This is a genomic window from Arthrobacter bussei (assembly GCF_009377195.2).
GTDB classification, from domain to species: Bacteria; Actinomycetota; Actinomycetes; order Actinomycetales; family Micrococcaceae; genus Arthrobacter_D; species Arthrobacter_D bussei.
Window position 1 is genome coordinate 881,558 of record NZ_VJXX01000001.1, and the last position, 24,779, is coordinate 906,336.

At 70.3% G+C, this 24,779-nt stretch carries 26 protein-coding genes and 1 tRNA gene; 11 read left to right on the plus strand and 16 right to left on the minus strand.

Annotation, left to right across the window (positions count from 1 at the left end; genetic code table 11):
* Positions 1-215 precede the first annotated feature (215 nt).
* Genes FNH21_RS04140 through FNH21_RS04155 form a run of 4 tightly spaced genes read right to left on the minus strand, consistent with a single transcriptional unit; the run spans position 216 to position 4,693 of the window.
* Positions 216-872: an MOSC domain-containing protein gene (locus tag FNH21_RS04140; RefSeq protein WP_152812483.1), complete on the minus strand. Its 657-nt coding sequence runs from the start codon at positions 870-872 to the stop codon at positions 216-218.
* A gap of 37 nt (positions 873-909) precedes the next feature.
* Complete coding sequence (locus FNH21_RS04145) at positions 910-1,584, minus strand: response regulator (RefSeq protein WP_191931595.1); 675 nt, start codon at positions 1,582-1,584, stop codon at positions 910-912.
* A complete protein-coding gene (locus FNH21_RS04150; RefSeq protein WP_152812485.1) occupies positions 1,581-3,257 on the minus strand; it encodes a sensor histidine kinase in 1,677 nt (558 codons plus the stop codon). Before FNH21_RS04150 ends, FNH21_RS04145 begins: the two co-directional genes overlap by 4 nt.
* The gene (locus FNH21_RS04155; protein ID WP_191931596.1) at positions 3,257-4,693 is read right to left on the minus strand and encodes a glycosyltransferase 87 family protein; all 1,437 of its coding nucleotides are present in this window, start codon (positions 4,691-4,693) and stop codon (positions 3,257-3,259) included. Before FNH21_RS04155 ends, FNH21_RS04150 begins: the two co-directional genes overlap by 1 nt.
* Positions 4,694-4,841: 148 nt before the next feature.
* On the opposite strand from FNH21_RS04155, the gene FNH21_RS04160 reads away from it, so the two are divergent.
* Both FNH21_RS04160 and FNH21_RS04165 read left to right on the plus strand, forming a co-directional pair.
* Complete coding sequence (locus FNH21_RS04160) at positions 4,842-6,026, plus strand: amidohydrolase (protein ID WP_055767912.1); 1,185 nt, start codon at positions 4,842-4,844, stop codon at positions 6,024-6,026.
* A 10-nt stretch (positions 6,027-6,036) separates the two neighbouring features.
* Entirely contained in the window at positions 6,037-6,453 is a 417-nt protein-coding gene (locus tag FNH21_RS04165; protein ID WP_152812489.1) for a hypothetical protein, read from the plus strand.
* A 214-nt stretch (positions 6,454-6,667) separates the two neighbouring features.
* Here the strand turns inward: FNH21_RS04165 and FNH21_RS04170 are convergent, their stop codons facing one another.
* Together FNH21_RS04170 and FNH21_RS04175 are read right to left on the minus strand one after the other, a co-directional pair.
* A complete protein-coding gene (locus FNH21_RS04170; RefSeq protein WP_191931597.1) occupies positions 6,668-7,831 on the minus strand; it encodes a cystathionine gamma-synthase in 1,164 nt (387 codons plus the stop codon).
* A gap of 27 nt (positions 7,832-7,858) precedes the next feature.
* Positions 7,859-9,235, minus strand: a complete 1,377-nt coding sequence (locus FNH21_RS04175) for a cystathionine beta-synthase (protein ID WP_152812491.1) — start codon at positions 9,233-9,235, stop codon at positions 7,859-7,861.
* A gap of 195 nt (positions 9,236-9,430) precedes the next feature.
* Between FNH21_RS04175 and FNH21_RS04180 the strand changes: the two genes are divergently transcribed.
* The 4 genes from FNH21_RS04180 to FNH21_RS04195 all read left to right on the plus strand — a co-directional run bounded on the left by FNH21_RS04180 (position 9,431) and on the right by FNH21_RS04195 (position 13,277).
* Entirely contained in the window at positions 9,431-10,588 is a 1,158-nt protein-coding gene (locus FNH21_RS04180; RefSeq protein WP_152812494.1) for an ArsB/NhaD family transporter, read from the plus strand.
* A 137-nt stretch (positions 10,589-10,725) separates the two neighbouring features.
* Entirely contained in the window at positions 10,726-11,802 is a 1,077-nt protein-coding gene (locus tag FNH21_RS04185; RefSeq protein ID WP_152812496.1) for a tartrate dehydrogenase, read from the plus strand.
* 60 nt (positions 11,803-11,862) lie between these two features.
* On the plus strand, positions 11,863-12,837 hold the full coding sequence (locus tag FNH21_RS04190; protein ID WP_152812498.1) for a DNA-3-methyladenine glycosylase family protein: 975 nt from the start codon (positions 11,863-11,865) through the stop codon (positions 12,835-12,837).
* A 149-nt stretch (positions 12,838-12,986) separates the two neighbouring features.
* A complete protein-coding gene (locus FNH21_RS04195; RefSeq protein ID WP_152812500.1) occupies positions 12,987-13,277 on the plus strand; it encodes a putative quinol monooxygenase in 291 nt (96 codons plus the stop codon).
* A gap of 111 nt (positions 13,278-13,388) precedes the next feature.
* Here FNH21_RS04195 and trxA read toward each other — a convergent pair whose 3' ends face one another.
* On the minus strand, positions 13,389-13,772 hold the full coding sequence (gene trxA / locus FNH21_RS04200; RefSeq protein ID WP_152812501.1) for a thioredoxin: 384 nt from the start codon (positions 13,770-13,772) through the stop codon (positions 13,389-13,391).
* Between the two features lie 96 nt (positions 13,773-13,868).
* Between trxA and FNH21_RS04205 the strand changes: the two genes are divergently transcribed.
* A complete protein-coding gene (locus FNH21_RS04205; RefSeq protein ID WP_152812503.1) occupies positions 13,869-14,303 on the plus strand; it encodes a DUF1810 domain-containing protein in 435 nt (144 codons plus the stop codon).
* A gap of 25 nt (positions 14,304-14,328) precedes the next feature.
* On the opposite strand, the gene FNH21_RS04210 is transcribed toward FNH21_RS04205, so the two are convergent.
* Together FNH21_RS04210 and FNH21_RS04215 are read right to left on the minus strand one after the other, a co-directional pair.
* Entirely contained in the window at positions 14,329-15,546 is a 1,218-nt protein-coding gene (locus tag FNH21_RS04210) for an MFS transporter (protein WP_191931598.1), read from the minus strand.
* 175 nt (positions 15,547-15,721) lie between these two features.
* Positions 15,722-16,162 (minus strand): MarR family winged helix-turn-helix transcriptional regulator, encoded by a 441-nt coding sequence (locus tag FNH21_RS04215; protein ID WP_152812507.1) that lies wholly within the window; start codon positions 16,160-16,162, stop codon positions 15,722-15,724.
* Positions 16,163-16,227: 65 nt separating this feature from the next.
* On the opposite strand from FNH21_RS04215, the gene FNH21_RS04220 reads away from it, so the two are divergent.
* Positions 16,228-16,788, plus strand: a complete 561-nt coding sequence (locus FNH21_RS04220; protein WP_152812509.1) for a DUF6314 family protein — start codon at positions 16,228-16,230, stop codon at positions 16,786-16,788.
* On the opposite strand, the gene FNH21_RS04225 is transcribed toward FNH21_RS04220, so the two are convergent.
* Positions 16,789-17,757 carry an acyltransferase family protein gene (locus tag FNH21_RS04225; protein ID WP_152812511.1) on the minus strand — a complete coding sequence of 323 codons (969 nt, stop codon included), beginning with the start codon at positions 17,755-17,757 and terminating at the stop codon, positions 16,789-16,791.
* 280 nt (positions 17,758-18,037) lie between these two features.
* Between FNH21_RS04225 and FNH21_RS04230 the strand changes: the two genes are divergently transcribed.
* A complete protein-coding gene (locus tag FNH21_RS04230) occupies positions 18,038-19,036 on the plus strand; it encodes an acyltransferase family protein (RefSeq protein WP_152812513.1) in 999 nt (332 codons plus the stop codon).
* A 108-nt stretch (positions 19,037-19,144) separates the two neighbouring features.
* Here FNH21_RS04230 and FNH21_RS04235 read toward each other — a convergent pair.
* Positions 19,145-19,226 (minus strand) — tRNA-Tyr (locus FNH21_RS04235).
* Between the two features lie 122 nt (positions 19,227-19,348).
* A complete protein-coding gene (locus FNH21_RS04240) occupies positions 19,349-19,774 on the minus strand; it encodes a hypothetical protein (protein ID WP_152812515.1) in 426 nt (141 codons plus the stop codon).
* Between the two features lie 163 nt (positions 19,775-19,937).
* Between FNH21_RS04240 and FNH21_RS04245 the strand changes: the two genes are divergently transcribed.
* Positions 19,938-20,426 carry a YajQ family cyclic di-GMP-binding protein gene (locus tag FNH21_RS04245; RefSeq protein WP_191931599.1) on the plus strand — a complete coding sequence of 163 codons (489 nt, stop codon included), beginning with the start codon at positions 19,938-19,940 and terminating at the stop codon, positions 20,424-20,426.
* A gap of 79 nt (positions 20,427-20,505) precedes the next feature.
* Here FNH21_RS04245 and htpX read toward each other — a convergent pair whose 3' ends face one another.
* From htpX to FNH21_RS04265, 4 genes are all read right to left on the minus strand, one after another.
* Positions 20,506-21,387: a zinc metalloprotease HtpX gene (htpX, locus tag FNH21_RS04250; protein WP_191931600.1), complete on the minus strand. Its 882-nt coding sequence runs from the start codon at positions 21,385-21,387 to the stop codon at positions 20,506-20,508.
* A 116-nt stretch (positions 21,388-21,503) separates the two neighbouring features.
* Positions 21,504-22,790 (minus strand): MFS transporter, encoded by a 1,287-nt coding sequence (locus FNH21_RS04255; protein ID WP_055767857.1) that lies wholly within the window; start codon positions 22,788-22,790, stop codon positions 21,504-21,506.
* A 53-nt stretch (positions 22,791-22,843) separates the two neighbouring features.
* Positions 22,844-23,437 (minus strand): hypothetical protein, encoded by a 594-nt coding sequence (locus FNH21_RS04260; protein WP_152812520.1) that lies wholly within the window; start codon positions 23,435-23,437, stop codon positions 22,844-22,846.
* Between the two features lie 54 nt (positions 23,438-23,491).
* A complete protein-coding gene (locus FNH21_RS04265) occupies positions 23,492-24,187 on the minus strand; it encodes an esterase/lipase family protein (RefSeq protein WP_152813976.1) in 696 nt (231 codons plus the stop codon).
* Between the two features lie 101 nt (positions 24,188-24,288).
* On the opposite strand from FNH21_RS04265, the gene FNH21_RS04270 reads away from it, so the two are divergent.
* Positions 24,289-24,777 (plus strand): Fur family transcriptional regulator, encoded by a 489-nt coding sequence (locus FNH21_RS04270; protein ID WP_422108743.1) that lies wholly within the window; start codon positions 24,289-24,291, stop codon positions 24,775-24,777.
* Positions 24,778-24,779 lie beyond the last annotated feature (2 nt).

A 24,779-nucleotide genomic window follows, 5' to 3' on the forward strand; every position in this document is an offset into this window, starting at 1 on the left:
CTGCTCTCTCAGCAGTGATGTGTGACTTTTCTTCTAGCCGGCGCTCCCTGATGAATCTGCTCGCGAGTCTGTGCTCCGAGCCCCAACACAACCTATCCGGCCCGATGAGGGGCGGAAATAAAGGGAATACCGGTGTGGGGGATGTTTCAAGTCTACGGCATGCGGGCCCCCGCGCGCGCCGGGAGGGCGACATCGGGCGCGTGACGTTCGGCACGTCAGGCGAACGACGCCACTCTCAGGGCCTGCAGCGCTGCCTTCCGCACCTGGGGGGTGAGCTTCAGTCCTGTCGAGTCGGCGGCTCCGAGGAGGGACCGCGCCTGCCCCTCCGACAGGCCGGCGTAGACCTGTGCCGCGGTGATGCCGTGGTCGGGGACGTCCGTGACCCGGATGGTGTCCCCGGCCGAGATGCTCCCCTTCGTCACGACGCTGAGGTAGGTGCCCACGCGGTTGGCCTCGGCGAAACGCCTGACCCACGACCGCTCGCCCAGGTAGCGCGCGAAGTTCACGCACGGCGTCCGGGGCATGGTCACTTCCAACACCACCTGATCCCCGACACTCCAGCGTTCACCGATCACCGCGTGCGAGGCGTCGACGCCGGAGACCCGGAGGTTCTCGCCGAACAGCCCGGGCGTGACCTCGCGTCCGAGTTCTGCCGACCAGAAGTCCGCGTCGTCCTGCGCATAGGCATAGACGGCCTTCGTAGGACCGCCGTGGTGCTTCCTGCTGGCCTGGATGTCCCCCGTGAGACCGAGCGGATGCACCGTGACGGGACCCTCGACCGGCCGCTTGTCGATGGCGGTCACACCGGTGGAGTCCTTCGTGGGCAGGAGCCCGTGCACACGACAGACGGCGAGGAGCGTTCCGGTGGTCATGGGGACCATCCTAGGGGTCGGCCCGGGCGGGCACGGGTCAGGGTTCGAAGCGGTACCCCATGCCGCTCTCCGTCACGAAGTGGCGCGGCGCCGCCGGGTCCCGTTCGAGCTTCTTGCGCAGCTGCGCCATGTACACCCGGAGGTACTGCACGTCCTTCGCGTAGGCGGGCCCCCAGACGTCGAGGAGGAGCTGCTGCTGGGTGACGAGCTTCCCGGGATGCGCGATCAGCCGGTCCACGATCTTCCACTCCGTGGGGGTGAGCCGGACGTCCCTGCCGCCCCTGATCACCCTCCGGGCCCCTGCGTCGAGGGTGAAGTCCGGCGTGGTGATCACCGGCGCTTCGGCCTCGACCGCTGCACGCCGCGCGGCCGCCCGCAGCCGGGCCAGGAGCTCGTCCAGTCCGAAGGGCTTCGTCACGTAGTCGTCGGCTCCGGCGTCGAGCGCGTCCACCTTGTCCTCGGAGCCGTGCCGGGCGGAGAGCACGATGATGTGGACCTGCGACCAGCCGCGGATGCGGCGGATGACCTCGACGCCGTCGATGTCCGGCAGGCCGAGGTCCAGCACGATGATGTCCGGGTGGTGCTCCGCCGCGGCCCCGAGCGCCGTCTCGCCGTCCACTGCCGTCACGCACTGGTAGCCGTACGCGCGGAGGTTGATTTCCAGGGCGCGAAGGAGCTGCGGTTCGTCGTCGACCACCAGCACGCGCGTCACAGCTCCACCGCTCCGGTGGAGATGGGCAGCCTGATGACGAGGGTGAGGCCGCCGCCCGGTGTCTGTTCGGCGTCGAGCATCCCGCCCATGACCTCCGTGAATCCCTTGGCGACCGCGAGGCCCAGCCCCACGCCGGCGCCGGACGGGGCGTCGTCGAGCCGCTGGAACGGCCGGAACATGGCCTCCAGGTCGCCGCGCGACACCCCGCGCCCGTGGTCGATCACGCGCAGTTCACCGGCCGGGAAGCCGTTGACGAGGGCGCGGCCGGTACCACCCGCGGAAGCGGTGATCTCGACGGCGGAGCCCGGTGCGTACTTCACGGCGTTCTCGACGATGTTCGCGACGACACGCTCGAGCAGTCCCGGGTCCGCGTCGACGGCCGGCAGGTTCGGCGGGATGGCCACGTACACGCGGTCCCCCGGCACGTTGGCAAGCGCGGGGCCGACGACGTCGGTCCACCTGAGCGGGCGCAGGTGCGGGTTGACGGCGTCGCCGCTGATGCGCGACATGTCCAGCAGGTTGTTCACGAGGGCGTCCAGGCGGTCCGAGTAGTCCTCGATGGTGGCGAGCAGCTCGTCCTCGTCCTCCTGCGAGAAGGTGACGTCCGCGCGCCGGAGGCTGCTGACGGCCAGTTTGATCCCGGCCAGCGGCGTGCGGAGATCGTGCGAGACGGATCTGAGGATGGCGGTGCGCATGACGTTGCCCTCGACCAGCCTCCGGTTGGTCCGCGTGCTGGCGAGGAGTTCCTGGCGCTGCAGCAGGGCGCGGAGCTGCCCCGCGAAGGCGCGCAGGAGCCCCCGCTCCCGGGCGGAGAGGGTGGTGCCGAAGAGAGCCAGCGAGACGTCGTCGCCCACCTGCTCTACGGCGGTCGCCGCACCGATCGGCCAGGGATCGGCGGGTCCGGCGGGAGTCCGCCGGACCGCCCGGTCCTGACGGTCCTCACGGTCCTCACGGTCCTCACGGTCCTCACGGTCCTCACGGTCCTCACGGTCCTCACGGTCCTGACGGCGGACCGGCTCACCCGCGGCGCTGCCGTCCGGCCCGGGCCGGACGGCCAGAGCCCTGCGCTCCATCCCGGTCCTCTGGTCGTACCCCTGCCCCGCCGACCCACCGTTTACCGACCCACCGTGTACGGTTCCCCCGTCCGCCGACCCACCCTCCGATGCACCGGCGAACAGGGCGACGGCGTCGGCGTCGAACTGCGCCTGCACGTGGCGGAGGAAACCCTGCAGCGTGTCCTCCTCCGCGAGCGCTCCCCGCGCGAGGTCACCGAGCAACGCGGCTTCCTGCTGCGCCATGGCCGCTTCTCGGGAACGCCGTGCGGACAGTCCGACGACGAGGGACACCGTCACTGCCACCGCGATGAAGATCAGCACCGTGGCGACGTTCTCGGCCTCGGAGATCTCGAGGGAGCCGAACGGCTCGGTCGAGGTGTAGTTCAGGATGATGCTGCTCCAGAGGGCGACGAGCAGAGCCGGCCACAATCCGCCGATCAGCGCGACCGCGATGACGCCTGCGATCTGGAACAGGACGTCGACGGCGAGCAGGGAGCCGCCCACCGAGAAGACGGCCAGTTCCAGCAGCGGCGGGAGGACGAGCGCGATCGCGCATCCGGCGGCGACGCGCGCGCGGCCCACGGGGGCCACGAGGGTCCGCCGCGCTGCGGGCACCATCAGCGGCGGCGGGTGCCGGGCTCGACGCCGTCGTACGCGCCGTCCTGGCGTGCGTCGTCCGGCGCGACGTCCCCGTGCGCGTGGTGACGCGCGGTGTCCTCGGGGAGGGGGTCGTCCGGGCGTGCGTACTCCGACACGACGTCCTCCCCGCCGGTGCCTCCCCCGTCCGCGCCGGCTCCCGGCGCGGCCCGTCCCGCGGTGGACAGGGGTGCTGGGATGCGCGAGAGCAGCACCCAGAACACGGTCGTGGCCAGGGCGCAGACCACGCCGGCGCTGGAGGCCACCAGCCAGCCGGTCGTCAGCTGCGAGTTGAGGTCCACGGCGCCGAACAGCAGGCCGATGGTCTTGGGCGAGTAGATGAACACCACGAGGGTGGAGACGAAGAGGACGGCCGCCGTCGTCCGGTAGGCCTTCAGCTCCGCGGGGAGGCCGGCAGCCTGGCCCGCGAGGACGGCGAGGACCACGACGATCCAGACCCAGTGGTGGGACCAGGAGATCGGTGAGATCAGCAGCATGAGCAGCGCCGTCATGGCCATCGGCAGGAAACGGTCCCCGCGCTGCTTCGCTGTGCGGATGACGTACGTGGTCCCCGCGACGAGGAGCAGGGAGATGATGAGCCACGGGACGGTCGACGGGAAATCTGGCCCCATCACGTGCAGGATGGCGCCACGGATCGACAGGTTGTCCACATATCCTTCGCCGCCGATGCGCCCCGTATCGCGCAGCATCTGCAGCCAGTAGGTCGCCGACTCGGCGGGCAGCAGGAGGAAACCGAGGGCGATGGTCCCGAAGAAGCCCGCGGCCATGGTGAACAGCTGCTTCCACTCGCCGCGTGCCAGGAAGTAGAGGCCGAAGACGAGCGGGGTGAGCTTGATGCCCGCCGCGATCCCCGTGAGCAGGCCCGTGGGCAGGCGGCGGTGCGGTCCGGACAGGAGATCGGCCGCGATCATCGCGAACAGCAGGATGTTCACCTGGGAGAAGGCCATCGTCTCGCGCCACGGCCCCAGCAGGCACACGAGCCCGGTCCCGGCGATCGCGAGGGGCAGGGCGGACGGATGGCCGACCACGGCGCGCACCGACCGGAAGCCGCCGAGGTACCGGGTGATGAGGAACGAGGTAGCGGCGGCGATCAAGACCGACAATCCCACGAAGAGCACGGCCCCGGTCTCGGCGCTCACGAGCGTCAGCGCCGTGAAGGCGAGCGCCGCGAACGGCGGATAGGTGAAGAGGAGCGAGCCCTCTCCCTCCCCGAAGGACCGCGTGTAGAGGGAGCCGTCGCCGTCGACCACGGACTGGCCACCCATCCGGTAGACGCGGTAGTCGAGGCCGATGAAGTCGGCCCAGGCGTACGCCCACGTCGCCAGCGCGGCAGCCACGACGAGGGCGGCGACGACGCCGAGCACCCGCCGGGTCGCCGGGACAGTGCGCTGGCTCATGCGTGCCTTCCGAAGGACGGGGATGGAGCCGGGCACCGCGGATTCGGCGGGCAACGGCTCATCCAGTGTAGGCACGCCCCCTCGGGAAGCTGCTCCCGTGCGGATATGGTGGAAATCACCCCTCCCGCTGCGAAAGGTCCATCCACCGATGTCCTCCCCCCAGATCGTCGCCATCACGAACGCCCACGTCGTCCCGATCGACGGCGAGCCGTTCGACGGCACCGTCGTCGTCGAGGACGGGCGGATCTCCGCGCTCGGCGCTTCCGCGACCGTGCCCGACGGCGCCGTCGTCGTCGATGCCGCCGGCAAGTGGCTGCTGCCCGGTTTCGTCGACGCCCACGTGCACCTCGGGACGCACGAGGAGGGTGAGGGCGTCGCCGGTGACGACACGAACGAGATGACGGACCCGAACACCGCCGGTGTCCGCGCGATCGACGCCATCAACCCCTTCGATCCCGGATTCGACGACGCGCTCGCGGGCGGCGTGACCACGGTCAATGTGAACCCCGGCTCGGGCAACCCGATCGGCGGCCTCGCCGTCGCCCTCCACACGCACGGGCGCTACCTCGAGGAGATGGTGCTGCGCTCCCCCAGCGGCCTGAAGTCCGCCCTCGGGGAGAACCCGAAGCGGGTCTACGGCGCCAAGGGGAAGACGCCGTCCACGCGCCTCGGCACCGCCCTGGTGATCCGCGAGGCCTTCATGAAGGCCCAGAACTACATGGGCAAGGCCGACGAGAACGCCCGCGATCCGCACATGGAGGCCCTGGCCATGGTGCTCCGCCGCGAGATCCCGTGGCGTCAGCACGCTCACCGTGCCGACGACATCGCGACAGCGATCCGCATCGCCGACGAGTTCGGCTACGATCTCGTGCTGGACCACGGCACCGAGGCCCACCTGCTCGGGGACGTCCTCGCGGAGCGGGGCACCCCTGTCCTGATCGGCCCCCTCTTCACCACCAAGTCCAAGGTGGAGCTCCGCGGCCGCTCGATCGCGAACCCGGGCAAACTGGCGAGGGCCGGCGTCGAGATCTCCATCATCACCGACCACCCGGTCATCCCGATCAACTTCCTGGTGCACCAGGCCACCCTGGCCATCAAGGAGGGGCTGGACCGGGAGACCGCGCTGCGGTCGATCACCATCAACCCCGCGAAGGTCCTCGGACTCGCCGACCGCCTCGGCTCGCTCGCCGTCGGGAAGGACGCGGACCTCGTCCTGTGGAGCGGCGATCCCCTCGACGTCATGCAGCGCGCACTGCAGGTCTGGATCGGCGGCACGGAGGTCTACTCCTACGACACCGAGACGCACAGCGCCACCGTTGCCCCGCGCGTCTAAGCCGTCGTCGGTGGCCGCTCCCCTGCCGCCGAGGCCCTTCACGCTGCGGGCGGCGATCATCCTGTGGCTCGTGATCTCGGTGCTCCTCGCCGTCGCGTCCGGCTCGTTCATCGCGTCCGCGGTGATGGAGGACTCGGACCGCGCTGGCTTCATCGGGCTCGGCACGCTGTTCGGGGCGCTCGCCGTCCTGCAGCTGATCCTCCTGCTCCCGCTGCGGCGGGGCAGGAGGGGCGGGCGTGAGCTGCTCTCCACGATCGGCATCATCGTCGGGGTCCCCATCATCGTGCGGGGCACGCCGGGGCTGTCCCTGGTCGCGGTGGCCATGCTCGTCGCGGTGCTGCTCATGTGGCTGCCGCAGAGCAGCGACTACTTCCAGCTGACGCAGCCGAAGGCGAAGAAACGGTTCAGGCTGCCGGGTTCGCGCTAGGTTCTGCCGGGCACGCGACGCTCTCCGCGGCTTCGTGCGCGCGCTTCAACCGACCCGGCGCGCATCGGGTCGCGACACGCCGCCGATCAGCATCGCCGCGGGCCAATGACGTGCACGACGCCGCAGCCCGTCGCCGAGTCCGCCTCCGAGCCGGCGGATCCCGAGCACACGAAGGGCCCCTCCGATCGGAGGGGCCCTTCACGTGCAGCAGCTGTCAGCGGAGCGCCGCGATGGCCTGCTCGAGGTCGCCGATGAGGTCCTCGATGTCCTCGATGCCGACGGACAGGCGGATCAGGTTCTCGGGCACGGCGAGCTCGGTGCCCTTGACGGAGGCGTGCGTCATGTCCGACGGGTAGTTCATGAGCGACTCGATGCCACCCAGGGACTCCGCGAGGATGAAGACGCTCGTGTTCTCCGCAACCTTCTTCGCAGCCTCCGCACCACCTCTGAACGTCACGGAGATCATGCCGCCGAAGTCCTTCATCTGCGCCGCGGCGAGGTCGTGGCCGGGGTGCTCGGGCAGGCCCGGGTAGTACACGCGCTCCACCTCGTCCTGCTCCTGCAGCCAGCGGGCGATCGCCAGGGCATTCGAGGAATGCCGGTCCATGCGCACGCCCAGGGTCTTGAGTCCCCGCGTCGTCAGCCAGGCCTCCATCGGCGCCGACACGGCTCCGACGGCGAACTGGACGAAGCCGATCTTCTCCGCCAGCCCGTCGTCGTCGACGACGACGGCACCGCCACTGGCATCGGAGTGACCGCCGATGTACTTGGTGGTCGAGTGCACGACGACGTCCGCACCGAAGGTCAGCGGCTGCTGCAGGTAGGGCGACGCGAAGGTGTTGTCGACGACGAGCAGGGCCCCGGCGTCGTGGGCGAGCTGCGCGGTCGCCGCGATGTCGGTGATCTTCATCATCGGGTTCGACGGCGTCTCGACCCACACCATCCTGGTGTTGTTCGCGCTGATGGCCGCCTGCACGGCGTCGGTGTCCGCCATGTCGACGGCGGAGTTGGTGATGCCCCACTGGGACAGGACGCGGTCGATCAGGCGGTAGGTCCCGCCGTAGGCGTCGTTCCCGAGGACGATGTGGTCGCCCGGACGGAGCGCAGCACGGATCAGCGCATCCTCGGCGGCAAGGCCGGACGAGAAACTGAAGGCGTGCTTCCCGCCCTCGAGCGCGGCGATCTGCACCTGCAGCGCGTCACGCGTGGGGTTGCCGCCGCGGCCGTACTCGTAGCCGTTGCGCAGCCGGCCGATGCCGTCCTGCGCGAAGGTGGTGGTCTGGTACAGCGGCGGGATCACCGCTCCCGTGATGGGGTCGGGGGTCTGGCCCGCGTGGACGGCTCGGGTGTTGAAACCCTGGGCGTCAGAGTGCGTCACGATGCTCCTGCGAATGGTGGGGGGTGATTACTTGCTCATATAGGTCAGCAAGTCGTGGCGCGTAAGAATTCCCACCGGGGACCCGACGAACGTCACCATCAGCGTGTCGCTGTCCTGGAGCCGCTCACGCGCTGTCCCGATGGATTCGAGCGACCCGATGAGGGGCAGCTTCGCGTCCATGTGCTCGGAGATCTTGTCGGTGAGCTTGGCCTCGCCGTGGAAGATCTTGGCCGTCAGGGAGCGTTCGTCCACGGACCCGAGCACCTCGCCCATCTTGACCGGCGGTTCCTGGGAGAGCACGGGGATGCTGGACACGCCGTACTCGTCCATGATCGAGATGACATCGCGCACCGTCTCGGTGGGGTGCGTGTGCACGAGGTCCGGCAGGGAGCCCGACTTCGAGCGGAGCACCTCGCCCACGCTGGCGTCGTCGCCACTGTCCATGAAGCCGTAGGACTTCATCCAGTCGTCGTTGAAGATCTTGCCGAGGTAGCCGCGGCCGCCGTCGGGCAGGAGGACGACGACGACGTCGTCGGCCGTGAGGGTGCGCGCGACGCGTAGCGCCGCGACGACGGCCATGCCGCACGAGCCGCCGACGAGCAGGCCCTCCTCGCGGGCGAGGCGGCGGGTCATCTCGAAGCTCTCGGCGTCCGTCACGGCGAGGATCTCGTCGGGGACGGTCGGGTCGTAGGAGCCCGGCCACATGTCCTCGCCGACGCCCTCGACGAAGTAGGGGCGGCCCGTACCACCGGAGTAGATGGAGCCGTCGGGATCCGCACCGATGATGCGGACGGGGCCGGACGCGCGGTCGGCGGAGACCTCCTTGAGGTACCGTCCGGTGCCGGTGATGGTGCCGCCCGTGCCGACGCCGGTCACGAAGTGCGTGAGCCTGCCCTCGGTGTCGTCCCAGATCTCGGGGCCGGTGGTCTCGTAGTGGCTCAGGGGCCCGTTCTGGTTGGAGAACTGGTCGGGCTTGTAGGCGCCCGGGATCTCGCGGACCAGGCGGTCGGAGACGCCGTAGTACGACTGGGGGCTGTCCGGTGCGACGGCGGTCGGCGTGACGACGACCTCGGCGCCGTAGGCCTTCAGGACGTTGCGCTTGTCCTCCCCCACCTTGTCCGGCACCACGAACACGCACTTGTAGCCGCGCTGCTGCGCGACGAGGGCGAGACCGACGCCGGTGTTGCCGGAGGTCGGTTCGACGATGGTGCCACCGGGCTTGATCTTGCCCTCGGCCTCGGCCGCGTCGATGATCTTCGCCGCGATGCGGTCCTTCACCGATCCGCCCGGGTTGAGGTACTCGACCTTTGCGAGGACGGTGGCTGCGATGCCGTCGGTGACGGAGTTGAGCCTGACCAGCGGGGTGTTGCCGATCAGCTCGACGATGGAATTGGCGTACTTCATGACGACAACGCTACCGGCTGCGGGGGCGAACCTCCGCGCCCCGGTTACGCCACGGGACGTTCCCGTGACGCGCGCCCGGCCCGCGTCGGCGCCCCGGCCGCGACGGCAGGGGCGCAGGTCGGCGGACGGCGCCGGTCACGCAGGGCTCGCGGCCGACGCCGCGTGGCATACTTTCCGGCGGAACGGAGCCAATCCTTGAACCTACGCAGTGCCTCCCGCGCGATCCTGCCCGGCCTCGCCGTCCTGTGTATCGTCACCGGCCTGCTGCCGGGGGCCGAGCTCTCCGAGCTGTGGGCCCGGATCTGGCCGATCCTGCTGTTCGTGGCCGCCATGACGGTGGTGACGGACCTGCTGTTCTCCGCCGGCGTCTTCGAGCGGGTCATCGCCGCCGCGGCGGGTCTCGCGCGTGGCCGGACGCTCGCGCTGTGGCTTGTGACCGTCCTGCTCGCCGTCGTGTGCACCGTGTTCTTCTCCCTGGACACGACGGCGGTGCTGCTCACGCCGCTCGTCGTCCTCCTCGCCCGGCGTGCCGGACTGCCTCCGCTCCCCTTCGCCGTGACGATCGTGTGGCTCGCCAACACGGCGTCCCTGCTCCTGCCCGTGTCCAACCTGACGAACCTGCTGGTGCAGGAGCGCCTCGGGCTGAGTCCGGCGGCCTTCGCCGGCCTGGTGTGGGGCCCGGCCATCGTCGGTGTCGTGGTTCCCTGCGCGGTCCTCCTCCTGATCTTCCGGCGCGATCTCGTCGGGCGCTTCACCCCGGCGCCGGCCCGGGCCGCGGAGGATCCGGTGCTGCTGCGTACGGGGTACGCCGTCCTCGCCGTCCTCCTGCCGGCCCTCGTCAGCGGCGTGCCGGTGGCCCTGAGCGCGACCGTCGCCGCCGCCGTCCTGACCGTCCTGTTCGCGGTGCGACGGCGGGACACCCTCACGTTCCGGTTGATTCCGGTGAATCCACTCCTCCTCGCGCTCAGCCTCTTCGTCCTGGTCACCACCGCGCACGCGCAGGGGCTCGACGCCTTTCTCGCGCCGGCCGCCGGTGACGGCGAGGGCTTCGTGGACCTGCTGCAACTCGCCGCGGTGGGTGCCGGTGGCGCCAACGCGGTCAACAACCTGCCCGCCTACCTGGCGCTCGAGCCGTCCGGGACGACGCCGCTCCGCCTGGCCGCGCTCCTGATCGGAGTCAACCTCGGACCACTCGTCACGCCCTGGGGTTCCCTCGCGACGCTGCTGTGGGCCGAGCGGCTCCGGTCGCTGGGCGTCACCGTCCGCTGGGTACCCTTCGCCGTCGCCGGCCTGCTGGTGACCGCACTGCTGCTGCCCGCCGCCGTCGCCGTCCTGTCCTGGCTGGGCACCTGACGCCCGCCCTGGGCTTGTTCCCCCGCGGACCCCGAAGTGTCCGGACCCGCGTCAAGGCCTCGCGGACCTGCCGGACCTGCGTCCTCCCGTGCGCCTAGGCTGGACGGTAAGCACCCTGCCGACGAGGAGCACGAACCATGACGAAGACCTATCGCATCGCCGTCATCGCCGGGGACGGCATCGGCAAGGAGGTCATGCCGGAGGGCCTGCGGTCGCTCCGGGCGGCAGCGGACCGCTACGGCTTCGGGGTGGACGCCGTGGAGTTCGACTACGCGAGCGCCGAGTACTACCAGGAGCACGGGCAGATGCTCCCCGACGGCTGGTTCGAGGAACTGCGCACCTTCGATGCCATCTTCTTCGGCGCGGTGGGCTGGCCCGACGTCGTCCCGGACCATGTCTTGCTGTGGGGCAGCCTGCTGCAGTTCCGCCGCCACTTCGACCAGTACGTGAACCTCCGCCCGGTGCGCCTGCTCCCCGGCATCACGAGCCCGCTCGCCGGCCGGAAGCCGGGCGACGTCGATTTCTGGGTGGTCCGGGAGAACACCGAGGGTGAGTACTCGAGTGTCGGCGGCCGGATGTTCGAGGGGACGGAGCGCGAGACCGTCATCCAGGACACCGTCATGACGCGCACCGGGGTGGACCGGATCCTCCGCTACGCCTTCGAGCTCGCACAGAAGCGGGAGAAGAAGCACCTCACGTCGGCCACCAAGAGCAATGGCATCTCGATCACCATGCCGTACTGGGACGAGCGCGTGGAGGCGATGGCCGCGAACTACGACGGCGTCCGCGTGGACAAGTTCCACATCGACATCCTGTGTGCGAACTTCGTCCTGCACCCCGACTGGTTCGACGTCGTGGTGGCCAGCAACCTCTTCGGCGACATCCTCTCCGACCTCGGCCCCGCCTGCACCGGCACCATCGGCGTGGCCCCGAGCGGCAACATCAATCCGGACCGCACGTTCCCGAGCCTCTTCGAGCCGGTCCACGGATCGGCGCCGGACATCGCGGGCAGGGGCATCGCCAACCCGGTGGGGCAGATTTGGAGCGCCTCCATGATGCTGGACCACCTGGGCGAGACCGAGGCGGCGGCCGGCATCCTGGCCGCGATCGAATCGACCCTCGCGACCGGTGGGGACGCGCTCACGCGGGACCTCGGCGGCCAGGGCACGACGGCGTCGCTCGGCGGGAGCATCGCCCGTACCCTCGCGGGGTAGAGGCACTCGGCGTGCCGTGGCGGCCCCGACCGGAGGCCGCACCCGTGGCACCATGGACGCATGAGTATCGCCCCCGCCGTCGTCCCCTCCGGCGCGGAGGCGGCCGAGTGGGTACCCGAGGGGCCCTACGACCTCACGCGGACGATCGGCACGCTGCAGTGCGGCGCCCACGATCCGAGCTTCATCAGCCAGGGCCCCGACCACTGGCTGGCCTTCCGCACGGTGGAGGGCCCCGTGACGCTCGCCCTCCGGCAGCGCGGGTCGCTCAACCAGAGCCGTGTGCAGGCGAGGGCCTGGGGTCCCGGCGCTTCCGCGGCCCTCGCCACGCTGCCGCGGCTCCTCGGCGCCGACGACGACTGGAGCGGTTTCGACACCGCCGAGTTCCGCGCCACGCTGCCAGAACTGGCCCGCAAGGGCCGCTACCTCAATCCGGGCCTGCGCCTTCCGGCGTCCGGCCGGATGCTCGATACCGTGGCCCGCGTGATCCTGGAGCAGAAAGTGACCGGGATCGAGGCCAAGAGGGCATGGCGCTACCTGCTGGCACGGTACGGGGACGCGGCGCCCGGCGCCGGTGAGGTGGCACCTGCAGGGCTGCGCCTCCCGCCGACCCCCGAGCAGTGGCGCCGCGTCCCCTCCTGGGACTGGCACCGCGCCGGCGTCGACTCCAAGCGGTCGGCGACCATCCTCAAGGCCGCGCTCGTGGCGAGCGGACTCGAACGACTCGCGTCACGGCCGGGCGGTGATGCTGTCCGCGCCGGGCTGCGCTCCGTTCCCGGGATCGGCGTCTGGACGATCGCGGAGGTGGTGCAGCGCACTCACGGCTGCCCCGACTCGATCTCCGTGGGCGACTACCACCTCGCCGCCTACGTGGGCGCGGCGCTCACGGGCCGCAGGACGGACGACGCCGGGATGATCGAGCTGCTCAAGCCCTGGAAGGGGCAGCGGCAGCGTGTGGTGCGCTCGCTCTACTCGAGCGGGTTCCGGAAGCCCACCTTCGGCCCGCGCCTCTCTCCCGAGGACCACCGCAGCCGATAGGTCGCAATCGGACGGCGGCGTCCCCATGCCGCGGACACGCCGACGGGACGCCGCCGCCACCCCTGATCCCGCCCCTGATCCCGCCCCTGATCCCGCCCCGGTGCCGCCCCGATGGGTGGGGTGCCCGGGCCACCACTAGGCTGGGAGGCATGACCCAACCTGTAGACGTCACCGCCGTGTTCACCCCGCTGGACGGAGAGTTCTTCCGCGTCAAGCTCGCCCTCGACATCGCGATCGAGCAGGTGGTGCAGGAGCCGGGCTGCATCCGCTACGAGATCACCGATGCGCAGGAGGAGCGGATCGTCCTCACCGAGCAGTGGGAATCCACCGAGATGCTCGACACGCACCTGAAGGGTGCCGCGGTCCAGGACCTCGGTGAGTCGCTGAGCGCCCTGCTCGCGAAGCCCGCGGAGGCCGTCCGCTCGGACCAGTCCGCCTGAGGCGCGACGGCCTGACGGCCGCCCGGCGTCCCTGGACAGCGAAAGCCCCGCACTCCTCGAGTGCGGGGCTTCTGTGTGGAGACGGAGCGGGCGGAGCCTGCGCGGGTTCCGCTACTCGCCGGCTGCGGCGCCGGGCTGCTGCTGCTGGGCGATCTGCTCGTGGACGGCCTTCATGTCCAGGCCCTTCACGGCGTCGACCAGTTCGCCGAACTGCGTGGCGTTCAGTGCGCCGGGCTGCGAGAAGACGAGCACCTTGTCGCGGAAGGCCATCAGCGTGGGAATCGATGTGATGCCCGCGGCTGCGGCGAGGGACTGCTCGGCCTCGGTGTCCACCTTCGCGAAGGTGACGTCCTCGTGCTGCTGCGACACGGCGTCGTACACGGGGGCGAACTGCTTGCACGGCCCGCACCATTCGGCCCAGAAGTCGACGAACACGATGTCGTTGCCCTCGATGGTTTCCGGGAAGCTTGCCTCGGTGATATTGATTGTCGACATCCTTAAAGGCTAGCGAGGACCCGGCGCCGTGTCAGGCCTGTTCGCTACCGATGAAGATTCCGCTCCCACCACCACCGCTCTGCCACGGAGGCCCGCATGACCGCCGATCCCTACCGCCTGAGCCGATTCGTCGAAGCCCAGGACGCGCACGGCACCTACGACCAGGCGCTCGCGGAACTGCGGCAGGGCCACAAGACGGGACACTGGATGTGGTTCGTCTTCCCGCAGGTCGCCGGCCTGGGGAGCAGTCCGACGTCGGTCCGCTACGCCGTCTCCTCGCTCGACGAGGCGGTCGCCTACCTGGCGCACCCGGTTCTCGGGCCGCGGCTCATGGAGTGTGTCCACGCGCTACTCGAGCTGGACGGGAACGATCCGCAGGCGATCCTCGGCGGGATCGACGCCCGCAAGCTGCAGTCCTCCATGACCCTCTTCGACGAGGCTGCACCGCAGGAGCCGTGGTTCAGGGCGGTCCTCGACCGGTTCTACTCGGGTGAGGCGGACGGCACGACGACGTCGATCCTCGCAGGATGACGCCGTCGCGCCGGAAGCGGAGTGACTATTCCGCCGCCTGGGTGAGCGAGGCCCGACCGGCCAGCACCACGCCCGCCGCGACGAGCACCATGGCCGCGGCCACGCCGTAGGTGGCCTGCGGGCTGTAGAGCTCCGCCAGCTTCGTCGCAGCGAACGGCGCCAGCGCCCCACCCAGCCAGCGGACGAAGTTGTAGCCGGCCGAGGCCACCGGACGGGGCGCGTCCGAGACGCCCATCGCCAGCTCCGTGTACAGGGTGTTGTTGATGCCGAGCAGGGCTCCCGAGACGATCACCAGGACGACGACGGCCGCCACCGAGCGCTCCGCGGCGAGCGTGAGTCCCGCGAGGACCAGCGCGAGGGAGCCGAGGGTCAGCAGCAGGACGCGCGTGGTGCCGAGCCGCCGCTGGAGGACGGGGGCCACCAGGACGGAGAAGACCGCGACCATCAGTCCCCAGCCGAAGAAGACCGCGCCGATGCCGTAGGCGTCCATCCCGAGGACGAACGGCGTGAAGGCGAGGATCGTGAAGAAGCCGTAGTTGTAGAACAGGGCGCTCGAGGCCGTGGTGCGCAGCCCGCGGTGCCGCAGGGCCCGCAGCGGATCACGCAGGGAGGTCCGTGTCGCGGGCTTCGGCGTCGCCGGCAGCAGGACGGCCAGGGCGATGAAGGCCGCGGCCATCAGCCCCGCGGTCCCGAAGAACGGTGCTCGCCACTGCCAGCCGCCGAGCAGCGCCCCGAGCAGCGGACCGAGCGAGATGCCGAGGCCCAGGGCGGCCTCGTAGAGGATGATCGCCGTCGCCGTGCCCCCGCTGGCGACCCCGACGATCACGGCGAGCGCCGTCGCCACGAACAGCGCGTTGCCGAGACCCCAGCCGGCGCGGAATCCGACGAGTGTGGCCACGTCTCCGGAGAGGCCCGCGAGGGAGGCGAAGACCACGATCAGCCCGAGACCGAGGAGCAGGGTCCGCTTGCCTCCGATGCGGGAGGAGATGACGCCGGTGACGAGCATCGCGACGGCGGTGACGAGGAAGTAGCTCGTGAACAGGAGCGACACCTGGCTGGGCGAGGCATCGAGGTTCTCGGCGATGGCGGGCAGGATGGGGTCCACGAGACCGATGCCCATGAAGGCGAAGACGGCCGCGAGAGCCGTGGCCCAGACGGCCCTTGGCTGGCGGAAGAAGGACTGCTTCTCCTCGGCGAGGACGGATGCGTTGTCTGGCGCCTCTGCGGAGGCATGGGTGGTCACTGGGGTACTCCTCGATGCATTGTCAGGTGGTTCGGGCGCCTGAGCGGTGCCCGCAGGGGCGCCGCTCACGCGCTGCAGCCGCCGGCTCGGGCGGTACGGCGGGGTGGCTGTGCCGGCCGTGCCGGCCGCACCGGCCAGGCCGCCGTCCCGGGCGGTCCGGCTCAGGCGGTGTGGCTCAGGCGGTACGGCTCAGCTTGCCGATGACGGGCAGTGCCGCGGCGAGCGTGGCGCGGTCGTCGTCGTCCAGATGTGCCAGGAGCGCCGCGACGCGTTCGTTGCGAAGCCGGCCGGCATCCTCCCAGGCGGAGCGGCCCATCTCCGTGAGCTGCACGAGCACGGCGCGGGAGTCCGTGGGATCGGGCGTGCGGCTCACGAGACCTGCCTGCTCGAGCTTGATGATCTGCTCGGTGGCAGAGGGGACACGGATGCCGAGGTTCGCCGCGATGCGGCTCACGCGGAGCGGCTCCTCGGCGGCCATGCTCAGCGTGCTCATCTGCATGGTCGTGAGCTCACCGTCCCCGTCCATCGACCGGCTCAGGTACACCGCGTGGCGGAGCGTGGTGCGGAAGGACTGCGCAAGGACCAGCAGATCGGAGTCAATCGGGGAGGCGCTCATAGTTAGGTAGCCTAACAGTTCGGCCGGTTCCGCACAAGGTGCACGGTGGTCCGCGACGGGCTAGCGTGGGAACCGACGACGCCGAGGGGGACGCCATGCAGGACGCCGCACCGCCGGCCCTCCCCGTGATCCCTCTGCCCTTCGCTGTCCCGGACCCGATCGGCTTCCTCCTGGGCTCGTGGACCACGCGGCGGCATCTCCTGGATCGCAGCACGAACACCGTCGGGACCTTCACGGGGACCACGACGTTCACCCCGGACGCCGACGGCCTGCACTGGGCGGAGCAGGGCACGGTCCGGTGGCCGTCCTTCGAGGGGCCGGCATCGCGCTCCTACCGGGTCGCGCCGGGTATCGGGTCGGCGGTGGAGGTGCTCTTCGAGGACGGGCGGCTGCTCTGCCGTCTCGACCTCGCCGCAGGATCTGCCCGCGACCACCACGACTGCCCGCCGGACACCTATCGTGTCGACTTCGCCGTGGGGAGCAGCGACAGGATCGACTATCGCTGGGACGTGACCGGACCGGCCAAGGACCTCCTGCTCAGCACGACCCTGACGCGGGTCGGCGCCTCGCGCGGCCCGGCAGGACGGACGCGGCCCGTGCCCGGACCGACCTGCCCGTCCCGGTGATCAGGTCCTCGCCCGCCGCGTCCGCCGCGCGGGCTCACGCGGTCGCCGCTTCAGCGCAGGCAGTTCGAACAGCAGGTTGACGGAGGCATGCTCCCGTATCGAGTACACCCAGGCGAGCCCGAGCGGGACCCCCACACCGGCCAGGAGCAGGGCCGGCAGCATGAACCAGGCACCGGCGATCCCGAGGGCATCGGCCAGGGCCAGCGTGATCATGATGGGACCCAGGTGGGCGACATAGAACACGATCGAGTAGCGCCCCACGAACTCGAGGGCCGACGTCGCCCTGTTCGTGCCGAGCCGCGGGAACACCCAGCACACCACGGCCAGCCCCCCGACGACGCCCCACACGTACTCCGCGCGATAGAGGACCTCGTGGTCGAAGACGTTGAGCAGACCGACCGCGACCGCGGATCCTGTCGCCACGACGAGCACCCACGGGTGAAGGATCGCGCGCTCGACGCGACCCGGATGCTGCGCACACCATGCGCCGAAGAAGAAGAACGCCGACAGGAAGGCCATGGTCTCGGGGCGGCTGCCGTCCGGGAGCAGGAGGGACACACCGAGCCCGACGGCGGCGACGGCGAGCGGCGGTACGCGGCGCAGCGGGTAGGCGAGCGCGTAGAACACGAGGATGAACCACAGGTACCAGAGGTAGGTCGGTGAGAGGTAGAAGATCTGCAGCACGGACACCGGGCGGATGTCCCCGCTCGCGGCGAGGATGATCACCGACCACAGCAGGTAGGGCCACGCCACCATGGAGACCTTGCCGGCGAAGTACTGCCCGCCCGGCTTCGCGACGGATTGCGGGAGCAGGATGCCCGAGAGGAACATCAGCACGGGCATACGGAACGGCTCGAGGAAGAGATTGACCTCGTCGACCCCGGCGGTCGGCCCCACGGCGACGCGGAGCGCCTCGCCGGCGTGCAGCAGGACGACGAGCAGGATGGCGACGCCCCGCAGGCTGTCCAACCAGCCGATGCGTGTGTGTGCGGTGTCCCCGATAGTGGCCTCCCCTGCCGATACGTCTCCACCCTAAGTGGGCTTACCGACTCTTCGTGGAGAACGCCCGCAGGGATGGCCGGGTCGACGGGAGATCGGAGAAGTGCATGGACCGGGAGGAGCCCAGCGCCCGCACGAGGTGACGGCGGGCGGACTATAGCGCGCCGTCGGGCACTGGTGCCGGCCGACTTCGGAGACCGGGCCGAGCCTAGAATCGATCCCGGGGGCACCTGAGACCTCGGAGGCTGACGTGGCAACCCTGTATGCGCCGGCCGGTGCGGCGTCCCGGTCCGGAGCCATCGACGCCCTCCGGGTCCTCGCTGTCGCCGGGATCGTCGCCGGACATGTGTGGTCGGGGCCGCTCGTCGATGCAGGCCTGTACACGTGGCACGTGCCCGCCTTCTTCCTGCTCTCGGGGTACCTCTGGAAGCCTCGCGGGCCGGGCAGCCGGCGGGCTGTCCCCGCGGAGGCCAGGAGGCGGTTCGCGACCATCATGGTTCCCTACGTCGCGTGGCTCGGGCTGACCCTCGTCCTGCATCTCGTCATGCTCGACCATCGAGGTCAGCTGACGGCCGATGGGGTGGCGCTGCCCCTCGTCGGCGGCTCGGAGAACGCGGGACCTTTCGGTGCGTACTGGTTCATGCCCGCCCTGTTCCTCTCGGCGGTCGCCTACCGGGCGCTCGAAGCCGTCCCCCTCGCGGTCCGGGTCGCGATCATCATCGGGATCACCGCGGTCATCCACCGCTTCGGCGACGTCCTCGCTCCGCTACCCCTGTCGGTCGGGGTCGCCGGTGCGGCTCTCGTCTTCATGCTCGCGGGCCAGGGGCTGCAGCACGTCCGCGACCGCGTCCGGCACCCGGTCCGCACGGGTGCGGTGTGCCTGCTGGCCGGCACGGCCCCGATCCTCGCGGGAGCGTCGGAGCACCTGGACATCAAGTACGGCGAACTCGGCACCCCGGCCCTCAGCATCGTGGTCGCCGTGCTGATCAGTGGCGGGCTCCTCCTGATCCTCGAAGGGCTCTTCACGCGGCTGCCTGAAGGCGTTCATGTGGGATCGACCCGTCTTGCCGTCGGGTGCCTGATGGTCGTCCTGACCCACACGTACGTCCTCTGGCTGCTGGACATCCCCGATGCCGAACGCTCCGCCTGGGTCCTCGTCACGGCACTCGTGGTGCCGTGGACCGTCGCCCTGGTGATCAACCGGTCGGCCCTGTCCCGCCCGCTGCTCGGGATGCCCCGCCTCCGGTAGCCATCGGGCGAGCGTGCGCCGGGAGGGCAACGAGGGAGTACGGGAGCTTCAACACGAAAGGCCGGTACCTCCGCTGTTCCCAGCGGATGTACCGGCCTCTCCTTGCTGTGGCAGATGAGGGATTCGAACCCCCGTAGGCGTTGCCAGCTGATTTACAGTCAGCCCCCTTTGGCCGCTCGGGTAATCTGCCGAACGTCTTCACAGGAAGACCGCCCGCAGCAAGCGCGGGCAAGACAACTTTACAGACAAACCAGCCCGGTGACGAATCGGCCCGAGGTACCGCGTCCGGAGTCCGCCAGGGGACGGTGGAGCTCAGAGACCGGCGGCGATCCGGCGCTGGATCTGCGCGTAGAACCCGTCGGCCTGCTCGGACGTCACGAGGCGGAGGAGGACGGCCTGGTCGAGGTCGGAACGCACCCCGGCCAGGCGCTCGGCGGCGGTCGGCCCGGCACCGGCGATACCGGCGACGGCAGGACCGGCGATCACGGGTAGAGCGGGCAGGGCGGGCGCAGTGAGACCGACGGTCGAACCCGTGTCGACCCCGTGGACCACGCCGCCGGTGTCGTAGTCCGTGGGCTCCGCGACGTCGGCGGTCTCGACGACGGACGACGGCGCGACGGCGAGGGCCGGCGCCGTAGCCATTCCCGAGAGGGCCGCCGCACTCGCGGCGGCCAGGAACGAGCCGGCCACGGCCCGGCGAAGGCGGACCCGGTAGCGTCGGCGGGCAGTTTCGAGCATCGTTCTGGCTCCTCGGATCTCAGGTGGTAGGACCAACCGTTCCACTCGTCCGTGGGGACGTACCCGGAGACGGCTGTCCGCTTCCTGTGAGACCGCGCGCGCTCCGCGACGGGCGTTGCGGATAGTCTTGGGGGCAAGAATCCCCATCACCCCAGGAGGCATCGTGGCTAGCGAATCCACGTTCGACGTCGTCAGCAAAGTGGACAAGCAGGAGGTCGCCAACGCGCTGAACCAGGCGCAGAAGGAGATCGCCCAGCGGTACGACTTCAAGGGGGTCGGCGCGGAGGTCGACTTCAGCGGCGAGAAGATCCTGATGAAGGCGAACTCCGAGGAGCGCGTGCTGGCCGTCCTCGACGTCCTGCAGTCCAAGATGATCAAGCGCGGCATCTCCCTGAAGTCCCTCGACACCGGCGAGCCCTTCCCGTCGGGCAAGGAGTTCCGCCTGGAGACCTCCATCAAGGAGGGCATCGCCCAGGACATCGCGAAGAAGATCAACAAGCTCATCCGCGACGAGGGCCCCAAGGGCGTGAAGTCCCAGATCCAGGGGGACGAGCTGCGGGTCAGTTCGAAGTCCCGAGACGACCTGCAGGAGACCATGACCCTCCTGCGCGGCTTCGAGGAAGCCGACCTCCAGTTCGTCAATATGCGCTGATACGCGCCACCCCCCACGACGACGGCGGCCCACCTCCCCAAGGAGGTGGGCCGCCGTCGTCATGCCGGGTTGTCGGGGATCAGCCCCGCGGCCGCCCGGCCATGCCCTCGAGGCGTGCGATGCGCTGGTCCATCGGCGGGTGCGTCGCGAACAGCTTGCCCACCCCGCCGCCCTTGAAGGGGTTGGCGATCATCAGGTGTGAGGTGTTGACCAGGCGCTGGTCCTGCGGCAGGGGCGCCCGCTGGGTGCCGGACGCGAGCTTGCGGAGGGCCGAGGCGAGGGCCAGCGGATCGTCGGTGAGGATCGCGCCGTCCTCGTCGGCGTCGAACTCACGCGTCCGGCCGATGGCCGTCTGGATGAGGCCGGCCGCGAGCGGGGCCAGGACGGCCAGCAGCAGCGCGCCGATCGCGTTCCCGCCGCCCTGGTTCCGGTTCCCGCCCATCATGCCGGTGAAAGCGAACATCTGCGCCACCGAGGTGATGACGCCGGCTACCGCCGCCGCGATGGACCCGGTGAGGATGTCGCGGTTGTACACGTGCATCAGCTCGTGGCCGAGGACACCGCGCAGCTCGCGCTCGTCGAGCAGCTGGAGGATCCCCTCGGTGCAGCAGACCGCCGAGTTCTCGGGGTTCCGGCCCGTGGCGAAGGCATTGGGTGCCTGGGTGGGCGAGACATAGAGCCTCGGCATGGGCTTCTGCGCCCGCATGCTCAGCTCGCGGACGATGCGGTACATGGCGGGCTGCTGCTGCTCCGTGACCTCGACGGCGCGCATGCTGCGGATGGCGATCTTGTCGCTGTTCCAGTAGCTGTAGGCGATCGAGCCGACACCGAGCAGGGCGAACAGCCAGATGAACATCGAGCTGCCGGTCGCTCCCGCGATGACCGCGCCGAAGACGAGGAAGATGCCCATGAGGGCGCCGAACAACAACGCCGTCTTGGCACCGTTGAAATGGTTGTGCACGTCGTACTCCTTGCGCTGTGGACGCCGACCGCTCCGTCCGGGTGGACGGCGCACGGTCGTTGCCTGTCCCTTCATGGTAGGACGTGGCTCTGCGCGCGCGCTGGGAGGGCGAGGGGTCAGGGCTCGGGGCGCCGCGAGTCGTACTGCGCGAACCGCGGTTGCCACCGAGCGACGGCGAGCACCAGGAGGATGCACGCGAGGCCCCCGACGACGGCGGTCCAGCCCTCGCCGAGCCATGAGGCCTGGCCGCCTGCCACCATGTCCCCGAGGCGGGGTCCTCCGGCGACGACCACGATGAAGACGCCCTGAAGGCGCCCGCGCATGGCGTCCGGCGTGGCGGACTGGAGGATGGTGTTGCGGAAGACGCTGCTGATGGAGTCCGCGATGCCGGACAGCACGAGGCACGCCGCCGCCGGGAGCACCCAGACGGACAGCTCACCCTCGCCGGGGGTCGGCAGGGAAGAGGACCCAGCCATCACGACGACGAGGCCGAAACCCGACACCGACGCCCCCCACCCGACGATCGACCAGATGACGGCCTGGCCCTGCCGGTGGATGCGACCGAGGGGTCCGGAGAAGAGACCAGCCAGGACCGACCCGAAGGCGGCGGAGGCGAGGAGGATCCCGACCGTCAGCTCGCCGCCGCCGATCAGTACCGCCCCGACCGCGGGGAGCAGCGCCCGGGGCTGCGAGGTGATCATGGCGATGAGGTCCAGCACGAACGTCATGCGGATGTTGGGCCGGGTTCCGAGGAAACGGAAGCCCTCGAGGACCGTGGCGAGCCCGGCGCGCCGCTGCGGACCCTCCGGGGGCAGGGGCGGCAACCGGTAGAGCGCCCAGAGCGCGAAGGTGAACGTGACGACGTCGACCGTGTAGGTCCAGGCGTAGCCGACCTGCGCGACGAGCAGGCCCGCGAGCAGTGGGCCGACGGTGAATGCGAGGCCGAAGGTGATCATGCTGAGCGCATTGGCCGCGGGCAGCAGTTCCGGCCGCACGAGGCGCGGGATGATCGAGCTGCGCGTGGGCTGGTTGATACCGGCCGCACCGGACTGGACGGCGATCAGCGCATAGAGCAGCCAGACGCTGTCCACGCCGATCCAGGCCTGCGCCGCGATGGCCATGGTGGTGGCCCAGAGTGCGAAGCCGGAGTACAGCGCGACCTTGCGGCGGTCCTGCGCGTCGGCGATCGCGCCGCCGTACAGTCCGGCCACCACCAGGGGCACCAGGGCGAAGAGGCTGAGGAGGCCGACGCTCAGGGTGGACTGCGTCAGCGAGTAGATCTGCAGGCTGACGGCCACGATGGTGAGCTGGGTGCCGATCGCCGAGAGCGCAGTGCCGACATAGAGCCGACGGAACGCCGGCGACTCCCGCAGCGGGGTGATGTCGGCGAGGAGTCTGGGCACGGAAGAAGTCTAGCGGCGGGATGATTCACTCCAGCAACCATCCCACGTACCCGCTATGGCGCCGCCGGGAGGACCGCCCCGTCCGGCAGCCGGACGCCCATGAGTTCGAGCTGCCCCGGCGGCACCGTGCGGTAGGCGTAGGTCTCGCCATCGTCGAGAGCCCCGAGTTCCTCGCCGGCAGGGAGGTCCTGGGTGTGCGGTGTACCGCCGTCCCTGGAGGGCCGGTCCAGCGGCCTGCAGGCTCCCGTCGACGGCTCGCAGATGATCACCGAGCCCGTGATCCCGGTCAGCTCGTCGGGGAGGAACCGCGCTGTCCCGTCCAGGCCGATGCCGGGCGGCGAGGGGCAGGCCCCCGGGTACACGGAGCAGACGTCGAGCGGCACCCCGGCACCACCGGGAACCGCGGGTACGGCGTCCGCGTAGCGCGCCGGCATGCCCGGCACCGGCGGACCCGCCGATGGCGGCACGGCCGCCGTCGCGCTGTACGCGGCTCCGGTCAGGGCCAGGACCCCGACGCCGGCGAGGAGCGGACGGCGTCGTGGCCGTGCCGGGAGTTCCCTCGCCGGCACCGGTCCGCGGAGGGGCGGGCCGAGGTCGCTGATCAGCACGTCCTCCGCCCCGGGCGTGCCGTCCTCGACTCCTCGCATGCCCCTACCCTGCCCGCCCGGTGGCGCGGCCGCAAGGAACGGCCGCCGGGCCGGTCAGGCGCTGTCGCGTTCCCCCGCCTCGATGGCCCGGTCGATCTCCTGGAGGACCCGCGCATCGGCGATCGGACGGAAGTGGCCCATGGTGTCGAGCTGGATGTTGCGCGCACCGTCGACGAAGCTGCCACCGGGGATGTGCGGATCGAAGCGGCTGTAGATCGACGTGATGCGGCCGTTGAGGTCCAGGTTGTTCCGCAGGCTCAGCAGCGTCGGGTTGTGCGGGGAGAACGCGCGGATGCTCGGCAGGATGAAGAAGTTCGCCCAGACGGACCCGGAGAAGGGTGAATTGATCGCCACCAGTCGGCTCACGCGCCCGGTGGAACCGGACATGGTCATGAGGAACTTGCCGATCAGGCCGCCCTTGCTGTGGGCCACGACCACCACGTCCGTCAGGTCGTGCTCCTCGAGGTAGGCGGCGGCGAGCTGTGCCATCGCCTCGACCGTTCCACGGTTGTAGCCCAGCTTCTGCACCACGTGGACGGGATGGCCGGCTGCGTGGAGGTGCTTCGCGACGGGCCGCATGAACTGCCAGGTCTCGTAGATGCCAGGGATCAGCAGGACGGGCGCTTTGCCCTCGGGAGCACCGGGGTCGGGGGTCAGGTACTGCGCGGGGTCGGCCCGGACGAGGAAGGCGTGCGCCTGCCAGAACCCGACGTACGCGTAATCCAGCGCCCAGGCCCAGCCGCGTCTCATGAGGTTCACCCCGTCCACGGTACCGACCCGGGCGGGCGCATGGGGCACAACTTAGCCGAGCCTTATTGTGAGTTATTCAGATCTACTGGTTGACTGGTCCCATGACGCACGCAGCGATGACCCAGCAGCACAGGGAGGCCCTCTGGTCTGCCGCACTGCATTCCGCCGGGCGCCGCGTGACGCGCCAGCGGCTCGCCGTCCTCACCGCCGTCGATCGCCTCCCCCACGCGACGGCGGACGACGCAGCGGCCGCCGTCCGGGCCGGCCTGCCCCACATCACCGTGCAGTCCGTCTATGTGATCCTCGCCGACCTCACCGACATCGGCCTGCTGCGCCGCGTCGAGACGCCGCACTCCCCCGCCCGGTACGAGACCCGCGTGGGGGACAACCACCACCACGCGGTCTGCACCGGTTGCGGACGTATCGAGGACGTCGACTGCGCCGTCGGCCACGCCCCCTGCCTCACCCCCGAGTGGTCCCCCGGAGCATCCCGGATGACCATCCAGATCGCGGAGGTCCTGTACCAGGGCCTCTGCGACGACTGCCGCTCGGCGGCCCACAGCCGTCCACCATCCGCACCACAGGAATAGGA

Coding starts and splice junctions, on each gene's coding strand:
- FNH21_RS04140 (WP_152812483.1), bottom strand. CDS start 872: ATGACCACCGGAACGCTCCTCGCCGTCTGTCGTGTGCACGGGCTCCTG.
- FNH21_RS04150 (WP_152812485.1), bottom strand. CDS start 3,257: ATGGTGCCCGCAGCGCGGCGGACCCTCGTGGCCCCCGTGGGCCGCGCG.
- FNH21_RS04155 (WP_191931596.1), bottom strand. CDS start 4,693: ATGAGCCAGCGCACTGTCCCGGCGACCCGGCGGGTGCTCGGCGTCGTC.
- FNH21_RS04160 (WP_055767912.1), top strand. CDS start 4,842: ATGTCCTCCCCCCAGATCGTCGCCATCACGAACGCCCACGTCGTCCCG.
- FNH21_RS04175 (WP_152812491.1), bottom strand. CDS start 9,235: ATGAAGTACGCCAATTCCATCGTCGAGCTGATCGGCAACACCCCGCTG.
- FNH21_RS04185 (WP_152812496.1), top strand. CDS start 10,726: ATGACGAAGACCTATCGCATCGCCGTCATCGCCGGGGACGGCATCGGC.
- FNH21_RS04190 (WP_152812498.1), top strand. CDS start 11,863: ATGAGTATCGCCCCCGCCGTCGTCCCCTCCGGCGCGGAGGCGGCCGAG.
- FNH21_RS04195 (WP_152812500.1), top strand. CDS start 12,987: ATGACCCAACCTGTAGACGTCACCGCCGTGTTCACCCCGCTGGACGGA.
- trxA (WP_152812501.1), bottom strand. CDS start 13,772: ATGTCGACAATCAATATCACCGAGGCAAGCTTCCCGGAAACCATCGAG.
- FNH21_RS04205 (WP_152812503.1), top strand. CDS start 13,869: ATGACCGCCGATCCCTACCGCCTGAGCCGATTCGTCGAAGCCCAGGAC.
- FNH21_RS04215 (WP_152812507.1), bottom strand. CDS start 16,162: ATGAGCGCCTCCCCGATTGACTCCGATCTGCTGGTCCTTGCGCAGTCC.
- FNH21_RS04240 (WP_152812515.1), bottom strand. CDS start 19,774: ATGCTCGAAACTGCCCGCCGACGCTACCGGGTCCGCCTTCGCCGGGCC.
- FNH21_RS04260 (WP_152812520.1), bottom strand. CDS start 23,437: ATGCGAGGAGTCGAGGACGGCACGCCCGGGGCGGAGGACGTGCTGATC.
- FNH21_RS04265 (WP_152813976.1), bottom strand. CDS start 24,187: ATGAGACGCGGCTGGGCCTGGGCGCTGGATTACGCGTACGTCGGGTTC.
- FNH21_RS04270 (WP_422108743.1), top strand. CDS start 24,289: ATGACGCACGCAGCGATGACCCAGCAGCACAGGGAGGCCCTCTGGTCT.